The organism is Bacillus sp. FSL M7-1020 (assembly GCF_038050415.1).
Classification (GTDB): Bacteria; Bacillota; Bacilli; order Bacillales; family Bacillaceae_G; genus Bacillus_A; species Bacillus_A toyonensis.
This window is the reverse complement of sequence record NZ_JBBOTW010000001.1, coordinates 1,993,573-2,007,872: the sequence shown is the minus strand read 5'-3', so window position 1 is coordinate 2,007,872 and position 14,300 is coordinate 1,993,573. Positions and strand designations below refer to the sequence as shown.

Genomic DNA, 14,300 nt, shown 5'->3' with positions numbered 1-14,300 from the left:
TCGCTTTCCTCCTATTTACACAATATATTTCCCACGATTTATAATAGCTTTCGCAATTTCTCTCTTTTTCGTAAATACGTTCGTGTATAAAGGCACTAATAATTGACGGATTTCAGCTAACATTACGTGTCTATCTTGTTCTTCTGTGACAGCCGCTGAAAGTATAGAAATCGCCGCTTCTTCTACTTTACGATAGCCTTCCTCACAAATAACATCCGTTATCATTTGTTTTGTACGCTCTTTTTCTTCACCATTTTTATTAATTGCTTTACTCGTACGTAAAAATGCTGATTCCATGACGTACACGTCCGTCAACATATTTGATAATACACGTGAATATTCTTGCTCTTGATCAATTTTTAATCCTGGAGTTTTAGAGAGCGTTTTCAAAGATTGTTTCAACAATTTTTTCGCTAATAAAATGTAACGATGGTTTCTTTCTACAGTTGCTATATCAATTTCTACTTCAGTATCTTCTATTTGTTCGATTTGCTTCATTAACATTTTGGCAACTGTTAATCTATTAATTTCATTTGTTCCTTCAAAAATACGACTAATTCTAGCATCACGATATAATCGTTCTACTTCGTATTCTTGCATATAACCGTAACCGCCATGAATTTGTACAGCTTCATCTACGATATAAGCAAGTGTTTCAGAAGCGTTCACTTTATTCAGTGCACATTCAATTGCAAATTGGGACATTTTTTTCATAAGGTCCTCATCACTCTCATGAATTGCGTCATCAATTACACCTGCTGTACGATAAGCTGCACTTTCTGCTCCATATGTTATAATGATCATATTTGCAATTTTCTCTTGTATCATCGTAAAGTCTACTAATTCCGTTTGGAACTGTTTTCGCTCTTTTCCATATTGAACTGACAAACCAATTGCTTGTTTTGCTGTTCCAATATTTCCAAAAGCAAGTTTTAGTCTAGCGAAGTTAAGAATATTAAGGGCTACGTGATGCCCTTTCCCAACTTCCCCTAACACATTTTCAGCAGGGATAACTACATCTTCTAAAATAAGCGTCGCTGTTGAAGAACCTTTAATCCCCATTTTCTTTTCTTCTAATCCAATAGATACACCTTCACATGTTCTTTCGACAATAAACGCTGTCATTCCTTTATTTGTCTTCGCAAAAACAACGTATACATCTGCCATATGAGCATTTGTAATCCACTGCTTCTCACCATTCAACTTCCAAGCTGTACCCTCTTCATTCAAAATTGCGCTTGTTTTTGCACTTAATGCATCAGAACCAGCATTTGGCTCAGTTAGAGCATAAGCCCCAATCCATTCTCCCGATGCGATTTTTGGTAAATATTTTTCTTTCTGTTCTTTCGTTCCGTAATATATGTAAGGCAATGTACCGACACCAGCGTGTATATTAAAAGAAACACTAAATGCACCAGCGTAACCCATCTTCTCTGCTACAAGACCTGAGACAGCCTTTCCTAACTCGAACCCGCCATAATCTTCTGGTACCTCAATGCCTAATAATCCAAGTTCCCCAGCTTTCTCAAATAATTGACGAGAAACTTTATAGTTATGTTTTTCAATGTTTTCAATTTGTGGAGCAATTTCCTGTTTAACGAATTGTTCTGTCGTTTTTGCGATTAAGTCTTCATCCCCTGAAAAATCTTCTGGTGTAAAGAAAGTATTGTTCACATCTTTATTGATTGAAAAAAATTCATCCCAAGGTAACTTCGTTTTCTCCATCTGAATCCCCCTATCATTTCGACCTTCATTGCTTTTTGCGTATGCTCGTCTACGATGAGTGGAATATCTTATTATTGAAAACAGAAGGCGATGAATTTTCACATCAAGCAGTTCATTTTGCCAAAGATGTATTCTCATCGCCCTAGTTGTTTTATCTATTGATCTTCTGATAATACTGTTTTTGCAATTCCAGTATCTAATTCTTCAAAGTCATGATATGAAATTGTCTCATATAGCTCGCTTCTCGTTTGCATATTTGAAAGTGCATCTTTTTGAGAACCAGTCTCTTTAATTAGCGTGAATACATTCTCATATGCTTTTGCAGCAACTCGAAGCGACGTTACTGGATAAATCACCATTTGGAAGCCCATATTCGCAAATTCCTCAGCACTATAATATGGTGTTTTCCCAAACTCAGTCATATTTGCTAGTAAAGGTGCATTCACTTTGCTAGTAAATAAACGGAATTCTTCTTCCGATTGAAGCGCTTCTGGGAAAATTGCGTCTGCACCTGCTTTAACATATGCATTCGCTCTTTCAATCGCAGCATCTAGTCCTTCTACACCGCGAGCATCTGTGCGTGCAACAATATATAAGCTTGGCGCAACTTCTTTAATCGCTTTAATTTTTTGAACTAATTCTTCTGTCGTAACAAGTTTCTTACCATTTAAATGTCCACATTTCTTCGGTAATTGTTGATCTTCAATTTGAACAGCCGCTACTTTTGCCTCTACCATTTCTACAGCTGTTCTCGCTACGTTTAGTACTCCACCAAATCCTGTATCAATATCAACAAGAACTGGTAAATCTGTAGCTCTAACTAGATCTCTTGCTCTTTCAGCTACTTCAGTAGATGTCACGATACCTAAATCTGGCAGACCTTTACTTGCAGTGTAAGCAGCTCCCGATAAATAAAGAGCTGAAAAACCTGTATTTTTTGCAACAAGAGCGGCCATTGCATCATGAGCACCTGGAATTTGCAAAATTTCATTTGCTTCTACTAAAGCTCGGAAGCCATTCGCAAGCTCCTCTTGTGTTGACTGTTTATTCACAACCCAAGCCATTCTAAATTCCCCCTATTATTAAATTAAGAATAGATCTACAAATTCGTTTACATTCATATTTTCTAGTTTTTCTTCATTTAAACAAACTTCATGAATTTGTTCTTGTTGCTTACTAGAATAATGACCTGCCATATTTGCAGTGAATTTTTGAACAACTTTTGGAATCGCTTCGTCTCTACGGAAACGGTGACCAAGTGGGTATTCACATTCCACGTTTTCTGTTACAGTACCATCTTTAAAATGAACTTGAACAGCGTTGGCGATTGAGCGCTTGTTCGGGTCAAGATAATCTAAACTGTACTGTTTGTTTTCAACAACAACCATCTTATTACGTAATTCATCTACACGTGAATCATTTGCTACTACATCCTCATAATCGTCCGCTACGATATCTCCTTTTAATAAACCAATTGCCGTAATGTATTGTAAACAATGATCACGATCAGCTGGGTTATTTAATGGACCTTCTTTATCGATAATACGAATTGCTGATTCATGAGTTGTAATTGTAATACGATCAATTTCATCTAATCTTTCTTTAATTTCCGGATGTAATTTCACTGCACATTCTGCAGCTGTTTGTGCATGGAATTCTGCTGGATATGATACTTTAAATAATACATTTTCCATTACATAAGACTCTAGTGGTCTAGCTAATTTTAATTCTTGTTTGTTAAATAATACATCTTGGAATCCCCATCCTGGCGCAGATAATGCTGTTGGATAACCCATTTCACCTTTTAGAGCAGTCATTGCAAGATGAACACCGCGACTCGTCGCATCACCTGCTGCCCATGATTTACGTGATCCAGTATTTGGAGCATGTCGATATGTACGAAGACTAGAGTTATCAATCCACGCATGTGATAATGCATTAAAGATTTCTTCACGTGTTCCACCAAGCATTTTCGCAACTACTGCAGTTGTTGCTACTTTTACATATAATACGTGGTCAAGACCAACGCGGTTTAAGCTGTTTTCTAAAGCAAGTACACCCTGAATTTCATGTGCTTTAATCATCATTTCTAGTACTTCACGTACTTTTAATGGTTCTTTTCCTTCTGAAATACGAACACGGCTAATATAATCTGCAACTGCTAAAATTCCGCCTAAGTTATCAGATGGATGTCCCCATTCTGCTGCAAGCCAAGTATCGTTATAGTCTAACCAACGGATCATACATCCAATATTGAATGCACCTTTTACTGGATCTAGTACATAAGACGTTCCTGGTACACGTGTACCGTTTGGCACAACCGTTCCTGGTACAACTGGACCTAATAATTTCGTACACTCTGGATATTGCAGTGCTAAAATTCCGCATCCAAGTGTATCTAATAATACGTAGCGAGCAGTACTAAATGCTTCTGCACTAGTAACCTCTTTATTTAATACATAATCCGTAATTTCTTCTAATAATGCATCTTTTTGTTTAATTTCATTTGTTTTAATCATGCTATTCTTCCCTTTCTGTCGAAAATTCGTTATTATTAATGATGGGTGTCTGTCAAACACCCATCTGGCGGGCGGCGCTAACAACTCCCCAGTTGTTCTTATTTACTAAGTACATGTCGCTCGCCAACATAATTTACACGTGGACGGAACAAGCGATTATTTGCATGTTGCTCAATAACGTGCGCACATAGTCCTACTGTTCTAGAGCTAAAGAAGATTGGTGTGTACAGTTGAATTGGGATACCAAGCATCCAATATACTGGTGCTGCATAATAATCAAGATTCGGATAAATGCCTTTTTCCTTCTCCATGATTTTCTCTCCAGCTTCACACATTTCATATAGTGTATAATCGCCTTTTACATCACATAGCTGTTTTAAAGCTTCCTTCATCATAAGTGCTCTTGGATCCATTTTCTTCATATAAACACGGTGTCCAAAGCCCATAATTTTTTCTTTGTTATATAGTTTTTTCTGTAATAACTCTTCAAACTTCTCAACATTGCCAGCCTCTAAAAGCATGTACATAACAGCTTCATTCGCACCGCCATGTAAGCTTCCCTTTAAAGATGCAACCGCACCAGTTAGAGCACCGTATAAATCTGATTGTGTTGACGCAATTACACGCGCTGTAAATGTAGAGTTTGGCATTTCATGTTCACTATATAAAACAAGGGAACGATCAAAGATCTTCTCCTCAAGTTCAGTCGGTTTCTTACCAGTTAACATATAGAAGAAATTCGCACTATATGACAATTCCTGAAGAGGCTCAATTGGCTCCTCATTATTTAAAATATGATAGCTATTTGCTACAATATTTGGTACTTTACTTAAAAGCTTATAACCTCGATCTTTGTTTACTTCTAACGAGCGATTTTCAATATCATTATCATAACCAGCTAATGCAGACACACCTGTACGCAAGCCATCCATAGGATGCGTTTCTTTAGGCAACGCCTTTAGAACGTTGAATACCCCTTCTGGCACTGCATATTCTTCTTTTAATTTCTTTTCAAGTGTTTCTTTTTCATCCTCATTCGGTAGATGTTCTTCTAATAAAAGGTGCACAATGTCTAAATACTCTTTTGTTTTTGAGAGTTCGATTAAATCATACCCTTGAATTACAATTTCACCTTTTACTGTGTCAAGAAACGAGATTTTCGTCTCCGCTGCTACTACACCATCTAATCCCGGGGAAAATTTTTCTTCAGCTTTCATTATTATTTCCTCCAATCCTAATAGATCTTCGTGCACATAACTGTAAGCCTTTACAATACTTTAGAACTACATTTCTATTTCAATGTATCAGAGTTTTTAGAAGATTTCAATTTATTTTATAATGATAAGTTTCCTATACTTTTATTGATGTAACAATACAATTTTTTGAAAATAATTTTCATATTTTTCAAAGAAAGGATAGACTTCTTTACACTTCTTTTTAAAACAAAATATAGAGATAAACCATATAATCCCATCAAACATATCTTTTTTCCGAATTTTATTACAAAATAGAAAAAACGAGTTGCACACATGTACAGCTCGTTTCTATATGATATTTATTTCACTATCCTCTAAATATAATTCTTATATAAAACTTATTCATTTTTAATAAAGTTATTATTTTACATAATTAAATTAAATTTCTTCTGTTTCTTTATGATAACTTACAACTAAATCATAGTTTTGAAAGTACCAAAGATCATCAAAATCTACAAAAATAGAATACCATCTTTCTTCACTGACACTATTTCCCCATCTGGTTTCTCAGAAACAATCTCTAAAGAATATCCGGGCTGAATTGAACTGTTTCCACCATATCTTATGACAAATCGAATACATTCATTGCGATTGATTCATAATTCTTCTTTAAACCATTTTACAGCTTCGTTTTCAACGATAATATTCAATTTTATCCCTCTCGGCTTAATTCTTTTTCACTTAACTTTTGTCTTACAAACATACCAAAAACAAGTAAAGCTATTACAGCTGAAACAGAGCTTGCTGTAAATAAAATACGATAGCCAAAAATTTGTGACACAAATCCAAGTAAAATTGCACCTAATCCTATACCTAAATCAAATGCTGTAAAAAACGAAGCGTTAGCAACTCCTCTTTTACTAGGGTCAACAATTGTAAGCATCGCCGCTTGTAAAGCTGGCTGTGCTGAGCCAAATCCCACACCGTATAATGTCGCTGCAATAATGATGCCCGTCAAACCATTTGCCATCGTTAATACAACTATAGCTAAAATAGTAATACATAGTGCTGGAAGTATGATGAATACTTCTCCATATTTATCTAATAATTTACCTGAAATCGGTCTTACAATTGTTAATGCAATTGCATATACAAGAAAGAACATCCCAGGATTCACATTAATTGAAGAAGCGAATAACGGTAAAAACGTTGTAATGCCACCATATGCAAATGATAAAAAGAAAACAACAACCGTAATTGATAAAACGGATTTTTCAAATAGTTGAATTTTCCCTTTTTCCTTTTGTGGCGTGAATGACATTTTCGTTATTAACGATAATATAACTGCCATGAAAGATAAAAGAGTTGCTAAAAGGAATAGACCATGAAATGAATAATATTGTACTACCCATAATCCAATCATCGGTCCGATTGCCATTGCAATTGTCATAGCCATCCCGTACCAGCCCATACCTTCTCCACGGCGTGAATCTGGAATAATATCAGTTATCGCAGTTCCAACAGCTGTTGTAGAAACGGCCCATGTCACTCCGTGAATAACGCGTAAAACTGCTAAAAGGACTATAGTCGATGCTAAATTATAGGAATACATCGTTAGCCCAAAAAGGATGAGTCCGAAAATAATAAAAGACCTTCTACCATATTGATCTAACATACCTCCAATAATCGGTCGTATTACAACAGCAGCTATTGTAAACATTCCCATCATCAATCCAACTTGTGATTCATTTCCACCAATCTCTTTAATGAATAGAGGAAGCGTTGGAACAAGTAAATAAAACCCTGTAAATAAAAATAACATTGCGAAAGACATTTGAATAAATGACTTCGTCCATAATCGTTCCATAAACCCCCCCCCATAAACACGTGAAATTTACGATTAACACTCCCATTGTACATTTTCTCTGTCTCTTTTCCCTCAGCAAAAAGACGTATCTTTTCATATTAAATAGTCCACTCTCAGCATTGATTGGTCGTACGACTTTGTACGTATGCTTTAACCGAAAGTCCTATGTATTTGTACCTTTATACGTGTTAAGAGAATATACTATTTTATTATCTCAACTTAGGAGTGATTATTTTTATGTGGGTATTATCAAGAGTAACTGCCGTGGTTCCTTCAACTCCCGGAATACATGTGCCCGCCGTCCATACAGCTAGCTCTGATGTTGGCATTGAACTTCCCGCAACTTGGCAACAATATCAAGTTCCCGGTCAAGTTACTCCCTCATTTTGGCATCACGGTACACACCCAAGTAGCACTACCTTTTATAACCCCAGTTATGTTCCATTACCCCCGACTCAAGTCTTTTATCATTTTCCATCCATTTATTTTCAAAATTTCTATGGTACGTTTAACATTTAAATAGCATCATTGCATAGCTCCTATATTTACTTCCAATCCCTTTTCAACATAAAAAAGTCGAATTCCTTATGTAAGAAATTCGACTTTTTTAATTGCTTTTTATTAACTTTTCTTATTGGCCAGTATTAGCAGGGACTTCTCCTGCATTCCCCCCATTATTCGGTGGAGTTGTCACTGGTGGGGTTGGATTCCCTTGACCTCCCCCGTTATTCGGCGGTGTTGTGTTCCCGCCTCCTCCGTTATTCGGCGGCGTTGTGTTCCCGCCTCCTCCGTTATTCGGCGGCGTTGTGTTCCCGCCTCCTCCGTTGTTCGGCGGCGTTGTGCTCCCGCCTCCTCCGTTGTTTGGAGGCGTTGTATTTCCTTGACCATTTCCATTATTTTGTTCATTTTCTTTCTTTTGTTCTTCTTGCTTCTTAAGGTCATCTTGTTTCTTTTGTTCTTCTTGTTGCTTCTTAAGGTCATCTTGTTTCTTTTGTTCTTCTTGTTTCTTTAATTCTTCCTGTTTCTTAAGTTCTTCTTGCTTTTTCTCTTCTTCAGTTTTTTGCTGCTGATCTTGTTTCGGCTGTTCAGTTGTATTCGGTACGCTCGTATTTGGTGAAGAATCACGTTTCTCACCTTTTATACGTAATTCATTACCTTCTTTCACAACACTACTTGGCATCTTAAATTGTGATTTATCAGTAGCCATCTCGCTCATCATTTCTTTAAAGATCAACTGTGCAATTTTCGTATTTTTACTACTAATATAATCGTCTTTACTATCTTTCATATAACCAGTCCATACTGCCATCGTATACTGCGGTGTATATCCTGCAAACCAGCTATCACGAGTCGCACTGTCTGGTAATTTATATTGCGCTGCTTTTTCCGAAGAATAGTTCGTTGTTCCTGTTTTACCAGCTACATCTAAAGAACTTATATTAGCAGCTGTACCAGTACCAGATGTTACGACGGAACGAAGCATATCTGTAATCATATAAGCTGTATAATCTTCCATCACTCGTTTTGACTTTTGCTCAAAACTTTTCGATTTACCATCTGGATAAACCACTTTTTTAACAAAATGCGGCTTCGTATATTTACCGTCATTACCAAATGCAGCATACGCACCTGCCATCTCAGTTGGCGATACTTCATTTGTACCAATCGCTGTTGATTCTGTCGGTGGTGCATTAAATGTAATACCTAACTTTTCAGAGAAAGCTTTTGATTTAGTTATTCCTACTTCTTTTGCAGTTTTAATAGCTGGAACATTACGTGATAATTTTAATGCTTCACGCATTGTAATTTGTCCTAAATACCCTCTATCTGAGTTTCTGACATCTTGACCACCAGTATACTTAAATGGCGAGTCATCGACTTGATGATAAGTAGCCCATTTTAAATATTCAATTGCAGGAGCATAATCAAAGATCGGTTTCATTGTTGAACCTGCTGAGCGATCTAATTCAGTTGCCATATTATGACCTTTAAATACAGCCTTATTTTCACCACGCCCACTACCTATAGCACGTACTTCACCTGTTTTCGTATCCATAAATGTGAAAGCCCCTTGGAATTTCTCACTTGGATAATCAATAATATTTGTATTTAAAATATTATCAGCCAATGTTTGTGCCTTTTTGTCTAATGTTGTATAAATTTCTAAACCATCAGAACCAATATTAGCATCAGGTAATTCTTTTTCAACTTCTTTCACAACTGCATCCATAAATGCAGGATGTGGCATCGCTTGTAATTCAGCTGCCTTTTGAACACCTTTGTCCACTGGTACTTTCGACGCTTCTTCCATTTCTGCTTTTGTAATATAACCATGTCGATTCATTAACTTTAGTACAACATTTCTTCTTTCTGTTGCCTTTTGAATATTTTGTGGTTTCGACGGGTCGTAATTATTTGGTGCTTTCGGTAAACCTGCAAGCATCGCAACTTCTGGTAATGTTAAGTCTTTTAATTCTTTATTATAGTAGTTTTGTGCTGCTGTTGCGATTCCGTATGAGCGGTTTCCTAAATTAATTTTGTTTAAGTACATCTCTAATATTTCATGTTTTGAATACTGTTGTTCTAGCTTATAAGCTAAATACACTTCTTGCGCCTTACGCTTTGGTGTTTTATCCATTGATAAGAAGTAGTTTTTAATAACTTGCTGCGTTATTGTACTTCCGCCTTGCGAACCGTAATCTCCTTTTAAACTAACTAAAACTGCACGAGCAGTACCTTTGAAATCCACACCACTATGCTCATAAAAACGTGCATCTTCCGCAGCTAAAAAAGCATTTTCTACTAATTTAGGGATTTGATCATACGTAACGTTGGTTCGCTTTTCTTTTCCGTATTCATATACCAACTTCCCGTCTTTATCATAAATTTTTGAGGATAACGGATTAACAAGTTTTGCTTTTTCAAGTTTTGGTGCATCCTTAATCATTACAAAAAAGGTAGCAACCCCCGCCACTAAACCTACAATACCAAGTAATAAACAACTAATTAAAAACTTACGGAAAAATGATGTTTTACCCTTTGGTTTTTGTTTTTTAGAAGCTGGCTGATTTTTCTTTTTAACTTGTCGTCGCTCCTCTCGAGAACGATAATTTTCTGACATGTTACTTTCTCCTGCCTTTCAATTCTCCCGTTGATTTACTAAAAATATTGAGGCCACCTTCCCAAATATCTTTACATTTAGAAAGTGTGTTCATCGGAAGCATTCAATATTTTCCTAATTCACAGATTATAAATTTTAGATACTCTTAAACAAATTATTTTTTACCTCTATTCCTTCAAATAAAGCTGCCCCATTACGCATAAAATGGAAGAGATAAAATTTTAATACCTCGTATAAATAATATACCTTTTTTTCAAATGGTCAATATTTTCTTATTAATTTCATCAAAGGTGAGATAAAAATAGCATATCGATATGAACTTCGTGTGAACTTCTTTATAAATAGGTATAACAAAGATTTAATATATTGGCTATCCGTATTACTGCTGCTTTACATATTCTTATTTCAACAACCTAATCCTCATTTCTAAAAGAATTTACAAATAAAATTAAGGAGTTGTATGCTTATGAAATTATCTCCTGTTATATCAAAAAATTTGATTGCTGTTGGTTATAATCCCTTTTCTATGATTTTACGAATCCAATTCAAAAATGGCATGTATGATTTCTTTAATGTACCTGAAAGCATTTACAATGGTTTATTAAATGCACAATCTAAAAGTTATTACCATAAAACTTACATTAAAAATTCTTTCCGCTACACTAAAATTTAAACTTAAGCACCAAATAAAAAGAAAGGAGGTTAATCCCCCTTTCTTTTTATACTATTTTCACAGACGAATTATCTTCTATTCCTCTTATTAATTTCATCATATGCTTGAATTTGTTTTCTCACTCGCCGATCCGCCTTTTTATCATGTACGACTAAAATCGCGTGTATGACGCCTGGAATCCAAAATATTAAAGTTAATATGAAATTAATTATTGCTTGAAATGGCTTTCCGCAAAATAATACAGCTACAGGTGGAAGTAGAATTGCCAATAAGTACATCATCTCTTGAAAACTCCTTATTTTGGATTTTTTATAACACTTCTTTTCATATGCAAGCACACTCTTTGATTTTGAAGTTACACAAATTTCAATTAAGCAATTATAACATTTCTTCTATAATATATATTCTATCCATATGCAAAAAAACCTACTAGACCAAACTCTTCCTACCTATTTAATTACATTTTACATCCGCTCTTTCAATGAGCATTTTAAAATTCTTATTATTTTCAAAACTTTTCTCTTTCTCTACTGCAGTTAATCCAATCGCAGAAATTATCGTTCCTATTGCCTGTATCCAAATACCAATCAGTGCTATTATCCTCTCATCCTTCTTATCAAGAATACGATCTTCGTTTTCTACTTCATCCTTCGATAAATTAATTATGCCTTGATACGCTTGTAGTCCGGCCCCTAAGCTTTGCATAGAATTGCCTAGTACAATGATTCGCTGTATTACTTTCATCTCAATCAAAGCTGCTTCTACTCCTAAAAAAGCACCAATCGATTGTAAACTGTTCCCGACAATGATAAGATAATCATTCTCTGTTAATTGTTCATTTTTATTAAAATATGTTCCTATTACATTTGATATATTCCCTAATGCCAATAACTCAATTCCCATTTTATCCAGTGTTTCACTTTCATTCTGCAAACTTATATTTCGATTTTCTACTTCTTCATCTTCATCTTCGGTATAATTACTCGCTATAATTTGTAAAATATACCCGAAGGCTTGTAATGAGCTTCCTATAATAACAAGGTCCGATTCAATTTTCTCTTCCCCAATAAATCCTCTTGTCGTTCCAATAGCAGCTGTAAGATTTCCTCCTACTTGATACCATGCTCCTGTCACTTTTAAACTGCTTGGATTCATTTTTATCACCTATTTTGATATTTTCTCGTGCTTTCGAAATAACCAAAAGTCACTCTTAATCAAATATTTTATTTTCCATATGTAATTTTGTGCATTCTATAATGTGTTACTAATACAAAAAGTACCTTAAAGGTACTTTTTTAGCCAAAACGTATATCACTGAAATTACATTGAGTAATAGATACTTATTTTTAAACACATGCTGGGCATGTCAATGAATCTCCATTTTTATCTATTGTTATATTCAATATATATCGAATCGCATTATGTGACCACATTTCAGGTGTGGGTGATTCATTAACATACTGTGGTGCACATGAATGCAACATTGGAGTGCTAATACCACCGCCAGGATCTAAAGCAACTACAGCCACACCATCAGGCAATTCCAGTGCCATAGATTTCGTGATACCTTCAATTGCAAACTTCGAGGCACAGTATGGTGCAAGATCTGCCTCACCTTCTCTTCCCCAACTAGAACTCATATTAATAATAATTCCTTCTTTTCTATCTACCATTGCTGGGACAAATGCTCTTATTACATTTACTACACCATTCACGTTTACATTCATTACATTTTCAAATTCCCCAGCGGTAACTTTCCAAATTGGTGCATTTTGATTCACAATTGATGCATTATTTATTAACAAGTCGGGAGCCCGATATTTAGTAAGGATATCATTTGCCCAACTACTAACTTGCTGCGAATCTGAAACATCAATTATTTGAAAATCATGTGTATTACCGTATTGTTTTTTTAGTTCTTCAATTTTATCTTTTGAACGTCCACATCCACATATGTTCCATCCCAATTCATGAAATCGATCAACCATCGCGCGTCCTAATCCTTGCGTCACTCCTGTAATAATTACGAGTTTCCTAATGTCATTTCGCTTCAATCCCTCGCCTCCCTTTACCATATTTTACTCCTTTAACCTTCATTTATCTATTTACTAAAGTATTAAAAACACTTCATACTTTAGAAGTATTTTTAATATTGCACACATAAACAAAAGAGTAACCATAATGGTTACTCCCGTTTACATATTTAAAAATTCGTTGTTTATTTCATTATTAATTTTTAAATTGCAACTTTTCTTTCCCGCATTTTTACATTGATACATATAAACTGTACCTAATTTACCAGCTTGAAAATCCTCATTACCCTGCATTTTCATAAAACTATATTTATGTTTATAGTGCGATTCATCCAAATAATTTCCAATCCACTTTTCAACATAACACAGTCCACTTTTGTGAAAAAATCTTCAACTAGCCTGATTACATACTTTTATTTAAAAGCTCAATTTCATATTGTAATTTTTTGAACTGCTCAAAATGCATTGTTATAGATTGACTGCTACCAACTTCAGCACTTTGTTTCACCAGTAATACTCCTGTATCATGAAAAAGCGCTTCAAGTTCTTTTCTGATGGACACTTTTGCAATATGAGCTGTTTTAATTGCAGATAAAATTGCAATCTCATTAAACTTTAATTTTATTTCATTTGGACAAAATGCGTTTTCAATCAATATAACTTCATTGCTATAAATAAGCGCAACAAGATTACTTGATTTTGCATCTGATAAATCTACTTTTTTTATAACGTTATTCATAACATTTTGCCTCCTTTGTTTTCGTATATATTAATTATACAAATTATTTCTTTTTTATTATCCAACTCATATTAAGTTTAACACACTTTTATTGAAAGCCACGCTTGAAACGTTTTACTATTCCACAATTTTTGTTACATGAACCATTTGGACTTTACTCCCATATAGTAATGTTAACAATTCATTATAAAGCAGGTGAAAATTATGCCCTCAGTTGTAGGGAATTTAGTTGTACAAAATAGTAACGGATCATTTAACTTAGGTGATTTCTACAACGTTTCTCCGAAAGAAAATACGAAAGCTTACAATGGATCTGGCGCATCAAACGTTGGTTTTGTTGTTAATACTTTTAACGGTGTTAGTGCGACTAATACGTTTGATTCGGACCTTGCAGATCAAAATCAAGTGGGTACAGCCTAACCCTATT

The 14,300-nt window shown here is 35.0% G+C and carries 13 protein-coding genes and 1 pseudogene; 3 read left to right on the top strand and 11 right to left on the bottom strand.

Annotation, left to right across the window (positions count from 1 at the left end; genetic code table 11):
* Window positions 1-15 precede the first annotated feature (15 nt).
* The 6 genes and pseudogenes from MHB70_RS10310 to MHB70_RS10285 all read right to left on the bottom strand — a co-directional run bounded on the left by MHB70_RS10310 (window position 16) and on the right by MHB70_RS10285 (window position 7,307).
* Window positions 16-1,725 carry an acyl-CoA dehydrogenase family protein gene (locus tag MHB70_RS10310; RefSeq protein ID WP_061529953.1) on the bottom strand — a complete coding sequence of 570 codons (1,710 nt, stop codon included), beginning with the start codon at window positions 1,723-1,725 and terminating at the stop codon, window positions 16-18.
* 155 nt (window positions 1,726-1,880) lie between these two features.
* The gene (gene prpB, locus MHB70_RS10305; protein ID WP_000312644.1) at window positions 1,881-2,789 is read right to left on the bottom strand and encodes a methylisocitrate lyase; all 909 of its coding nucleotides are present in this window, start codon (window positions 2,787-2,789) and stop codon (window positions 1,881-1,883) included.
* A gap of 18 nt (window positions 2,790-2,807) precedes the next feature.
* On the bottom strand, window positions 2,808-4,244 hold the full coding sequence (gene prpD / locus MHB70_RS10300; protein WP_000598146.1) for a 2-methylcitrate dehydratase: 1,437 nt from the start codon (window positions 4,242-4,244) through the stop codon (window positions 2,808-2,810).
* Between the two features lie 98 nt (window positions 4,245-4,342).
* Window positions 4,343-5,461: a citrate synthase gene (gene mmgD / locus MHB70_RS10295; RefSeq protein ID WP_000642649.1), complete on the bottom strand. Its 1,119-nt coding sequence runs from the start codon at window positions 5,459-5,461 to the stop codon at window positions 4,343-4,345.
* Window positions 5,462-5,878: 417 nt separating this feature from the next.
* Window positions 5,879-6,096 (bottom strand): annotated as a pseudogene (locus MHB70_RS10290) (HesB/YadR/YfhF family protein).
* A gap of 56 nt (window positions 6,097-6,152) precedes the next feature.
* The gene (locus MHB70_RS10285; RefSeq protein ID WP_000440643.1) at window positions 6,153-7,307 is read right to left on the bottom strand and encodes an MFS transporter; all 1,155 of its coding nucleotides are present in this window, start codon (window positions 7,305-7,307) and stop codon (window positions 6,153-6,155) included.
* Window positions 7,308-7,544: 237 nt separating this feature from the next.
* On the opposite strand from MHB70_RS10285, the gene MHB70_RS10280 reads away from it, so the two are divergent.
* Complete coding sequence (locus tag MHB70_RS10280) at window positions 7,545-7,826, top strand: hypothetical protein (protein ID WP_000270098.1); 282 nt, start codon at window positions 7,545-7,547, stop codon at window positions 7,824-7,826.
* 112 nt (window positions 7,827-7,938) lie between these two features.
* Here MHB70_RS10280 and MHB70_RS10275 read toward each other — a convergent pair whose 3' ends face one another.
* Window positions 7,939-10,428 (bottom strand): transglycosylase domain-containing protein, encoded by a 2,490-nt coding sequence (locus MHB70_RS10275; RefSeq protein ID WP_001294004.1) that lies wholly within the window; start codon window positions 10,426-10,428, stop codon window positions 7,939-7,941.
* Window positions 10,429-10,894: 466 nt separating this feature from the next.
* Here MHB70_RS10275 and MHB70_RS10270 point away from each other — a divergent pair, with 466 nt between their 5' ends.
* On the top strand, window positions 10,895-11,101 hold the full coding sequence (locus MHB70_RS10270) for a KTSC domain-containing protein (RefSeq protein ID WP_000777816.1): 207 nt from the start codon (window positions 10,895-10,897) through the stop codon (window positions 11,099-11,101).
* A gap of 68 nt (window positions 11,102-11,169) precedes the next feature.
* On the opposite strand, the gene MHB70_RS10265 is transcribed toward MHB70_RS10270, so the two are convergent.
* From MHB70_RS10265 to MHB70_RS10245, 4 genes are all read right to left on the bottom strand, one after another.
* On the bottom strand, window positions 11,170-11,382 hold the full coding sequence (locus MHB70_RS10265; RefSeq protein ID WP_061529952.1) for a YqaE/Pmp3 family membrane protein: 213 nt from the start codon (window positions 11,380-11,382) through the stop codon (window positions 11,170-11,172).
* A gap of 172 nt (window positions 11,383-11,554) precedes the next feature.
* Window positions 11,555-12,256 carry a DUF6944 family repetitive protein gene (locus MHB70_RS10260; RefSeq protein WP_061529951.1) on the bottom strand — a complete coding sequence of 234 codons (702 nt, stop codon included), beginning with the start codon at window positions 12,254-12,256 and terminating at the stop codon, window positions 11,555-11,557.
* A gap of 191 nt (window positions 12,257-12,447) precedes the next feature.
* Window positions 12,448-13,176 (bottom strand): SDR family oxidoreductase, encoded by a 729-nt coding sequence (locus tag MHB70_RS10255; RefSeq protein WP_000238413.1) that lies wholly within the window; start codon window positions 13,174-13,176, stop codon window positions 12,448-12,450.
* A 361-nt stretch (window positions 13,177-13,537) separates the two neighbouring features.
* Window positions 13,538-13,873 (bottom strand): hypothetical protein, encoded by a 336-nt coding sequence (locus MHB70_RS10245; protein ID WP_001066863.1) that lies wholly within the window; start codon window positions 13,871-13,873, stop codon window positions 13,538-13,540.
* Window positions 13,874-14,077: 204 nt separating this feature from the next.
* On the opposite strand from MHB70_RS10245, the gene gerPF reads away from it, so the two are divergent.
* Window positions 14,078-14,293, top strand: a complete 216-nt coding sequence (gene gerPF / locus MHB70_RS10240) for a spore germination protein GerPF (protein ID WP_001141565.1) — start codon at window positions 14,078-14,080, stop codon at window positions 14,291-14,293.
* Window positions 14,294-14,300: the final 7 nt, after the last annotated feature.

Bases quoted from the DNA above. Each gene is read 5' to 3' on its own strand.
- MHB70_RS10310 (WP_061529953.1), bottom strand. From the start codon at position 1,725: ATGGAGAAAACGAAGTTACCTTGGGATGAATTTTTTTCAATCAATAAA.
- prpB (WP_000312644.1), bottom strand. From the start codon at position 2,789: ATGGCTTGGGTTGTGAATAAACAGTCAACACAAGAGGAGCTTGCGAAT.
- prpD (WP_000598146.1), bottom strand. From the start codon at position 4,244: ATGATTAAAACAAATGAAATTAAACAAAAAGATGCATTATTAGAAGAA.
- mmgD (WP_000642649.1), bottom strand. From the start codon at position 5,461: ATGAAAGCTGAAGAAAAATTTTCCCCGGGATTAGATGGTGTAGTAGCA.
- MHB70_RS10285 (WP_000440643.1), bottom strand. From the start codon at position 7,307: ATGGAACGATTATGGACGAAGTCATTTATTCAAATGTCTTTCGCAATG.
- MHB70_RS10280 (WP_000270098.1), top strand. From the start codon at position 7,545: ATGTGGGTATTATCAAGAGTAACTGCCGTGGTTCCTTCAACTCCCGGA.
- MHB70_RS10275 (WP_001294004.1), bottom strand. From the start codon at position 10,428: ATGTCAGAAAATTATCGTTCTCGAGAGGAGCGACGACAAGTTAAAAAG.
- MHB70_RS10270 (WP_000777816.1), top strand. From the start codon at position 10,895: ATGAAATTATCTCCTGTTATATCAAAAAATTTGATTGCTGTTGGTTAT.
- MHB70_RS10265 (WP_061529952.1), bottom strand. From the start codon at position 11,382: ATGATGTACTTATTGGCAATTCTACTTCCACCTGTAGCTGTATTATTT.
- MHB70_RS10260 (WP_061529951.1), bottom strand. From the start codon at position 12,256: ATGAATCCAAGCAGTTTAAAAGTGACAGGAGCATGGTATCAAGTAGGA.
- MHB70_RS10255 (WP_000238413.1), bottom strand. From the start codon at position 13,176: ATGGTAAAGGGAGGCGAGGGATTGAAGCGAAATGACATTAGGAAACTC.
- MHB70_RS10245 (WP_001066863.1), bottom strand. From the start codon at position 13,873: ATGAATAACGTTATAAAAAAAGTAGATTTATCAGATGCAAAATCAAGT.
- gerPF (WP_001141565.1), top strand. From the start codon at position 14,078: ATGCCCTCAGTTGTAGGGAATTTAGTTGTACAAAATAGTAACGGATCA.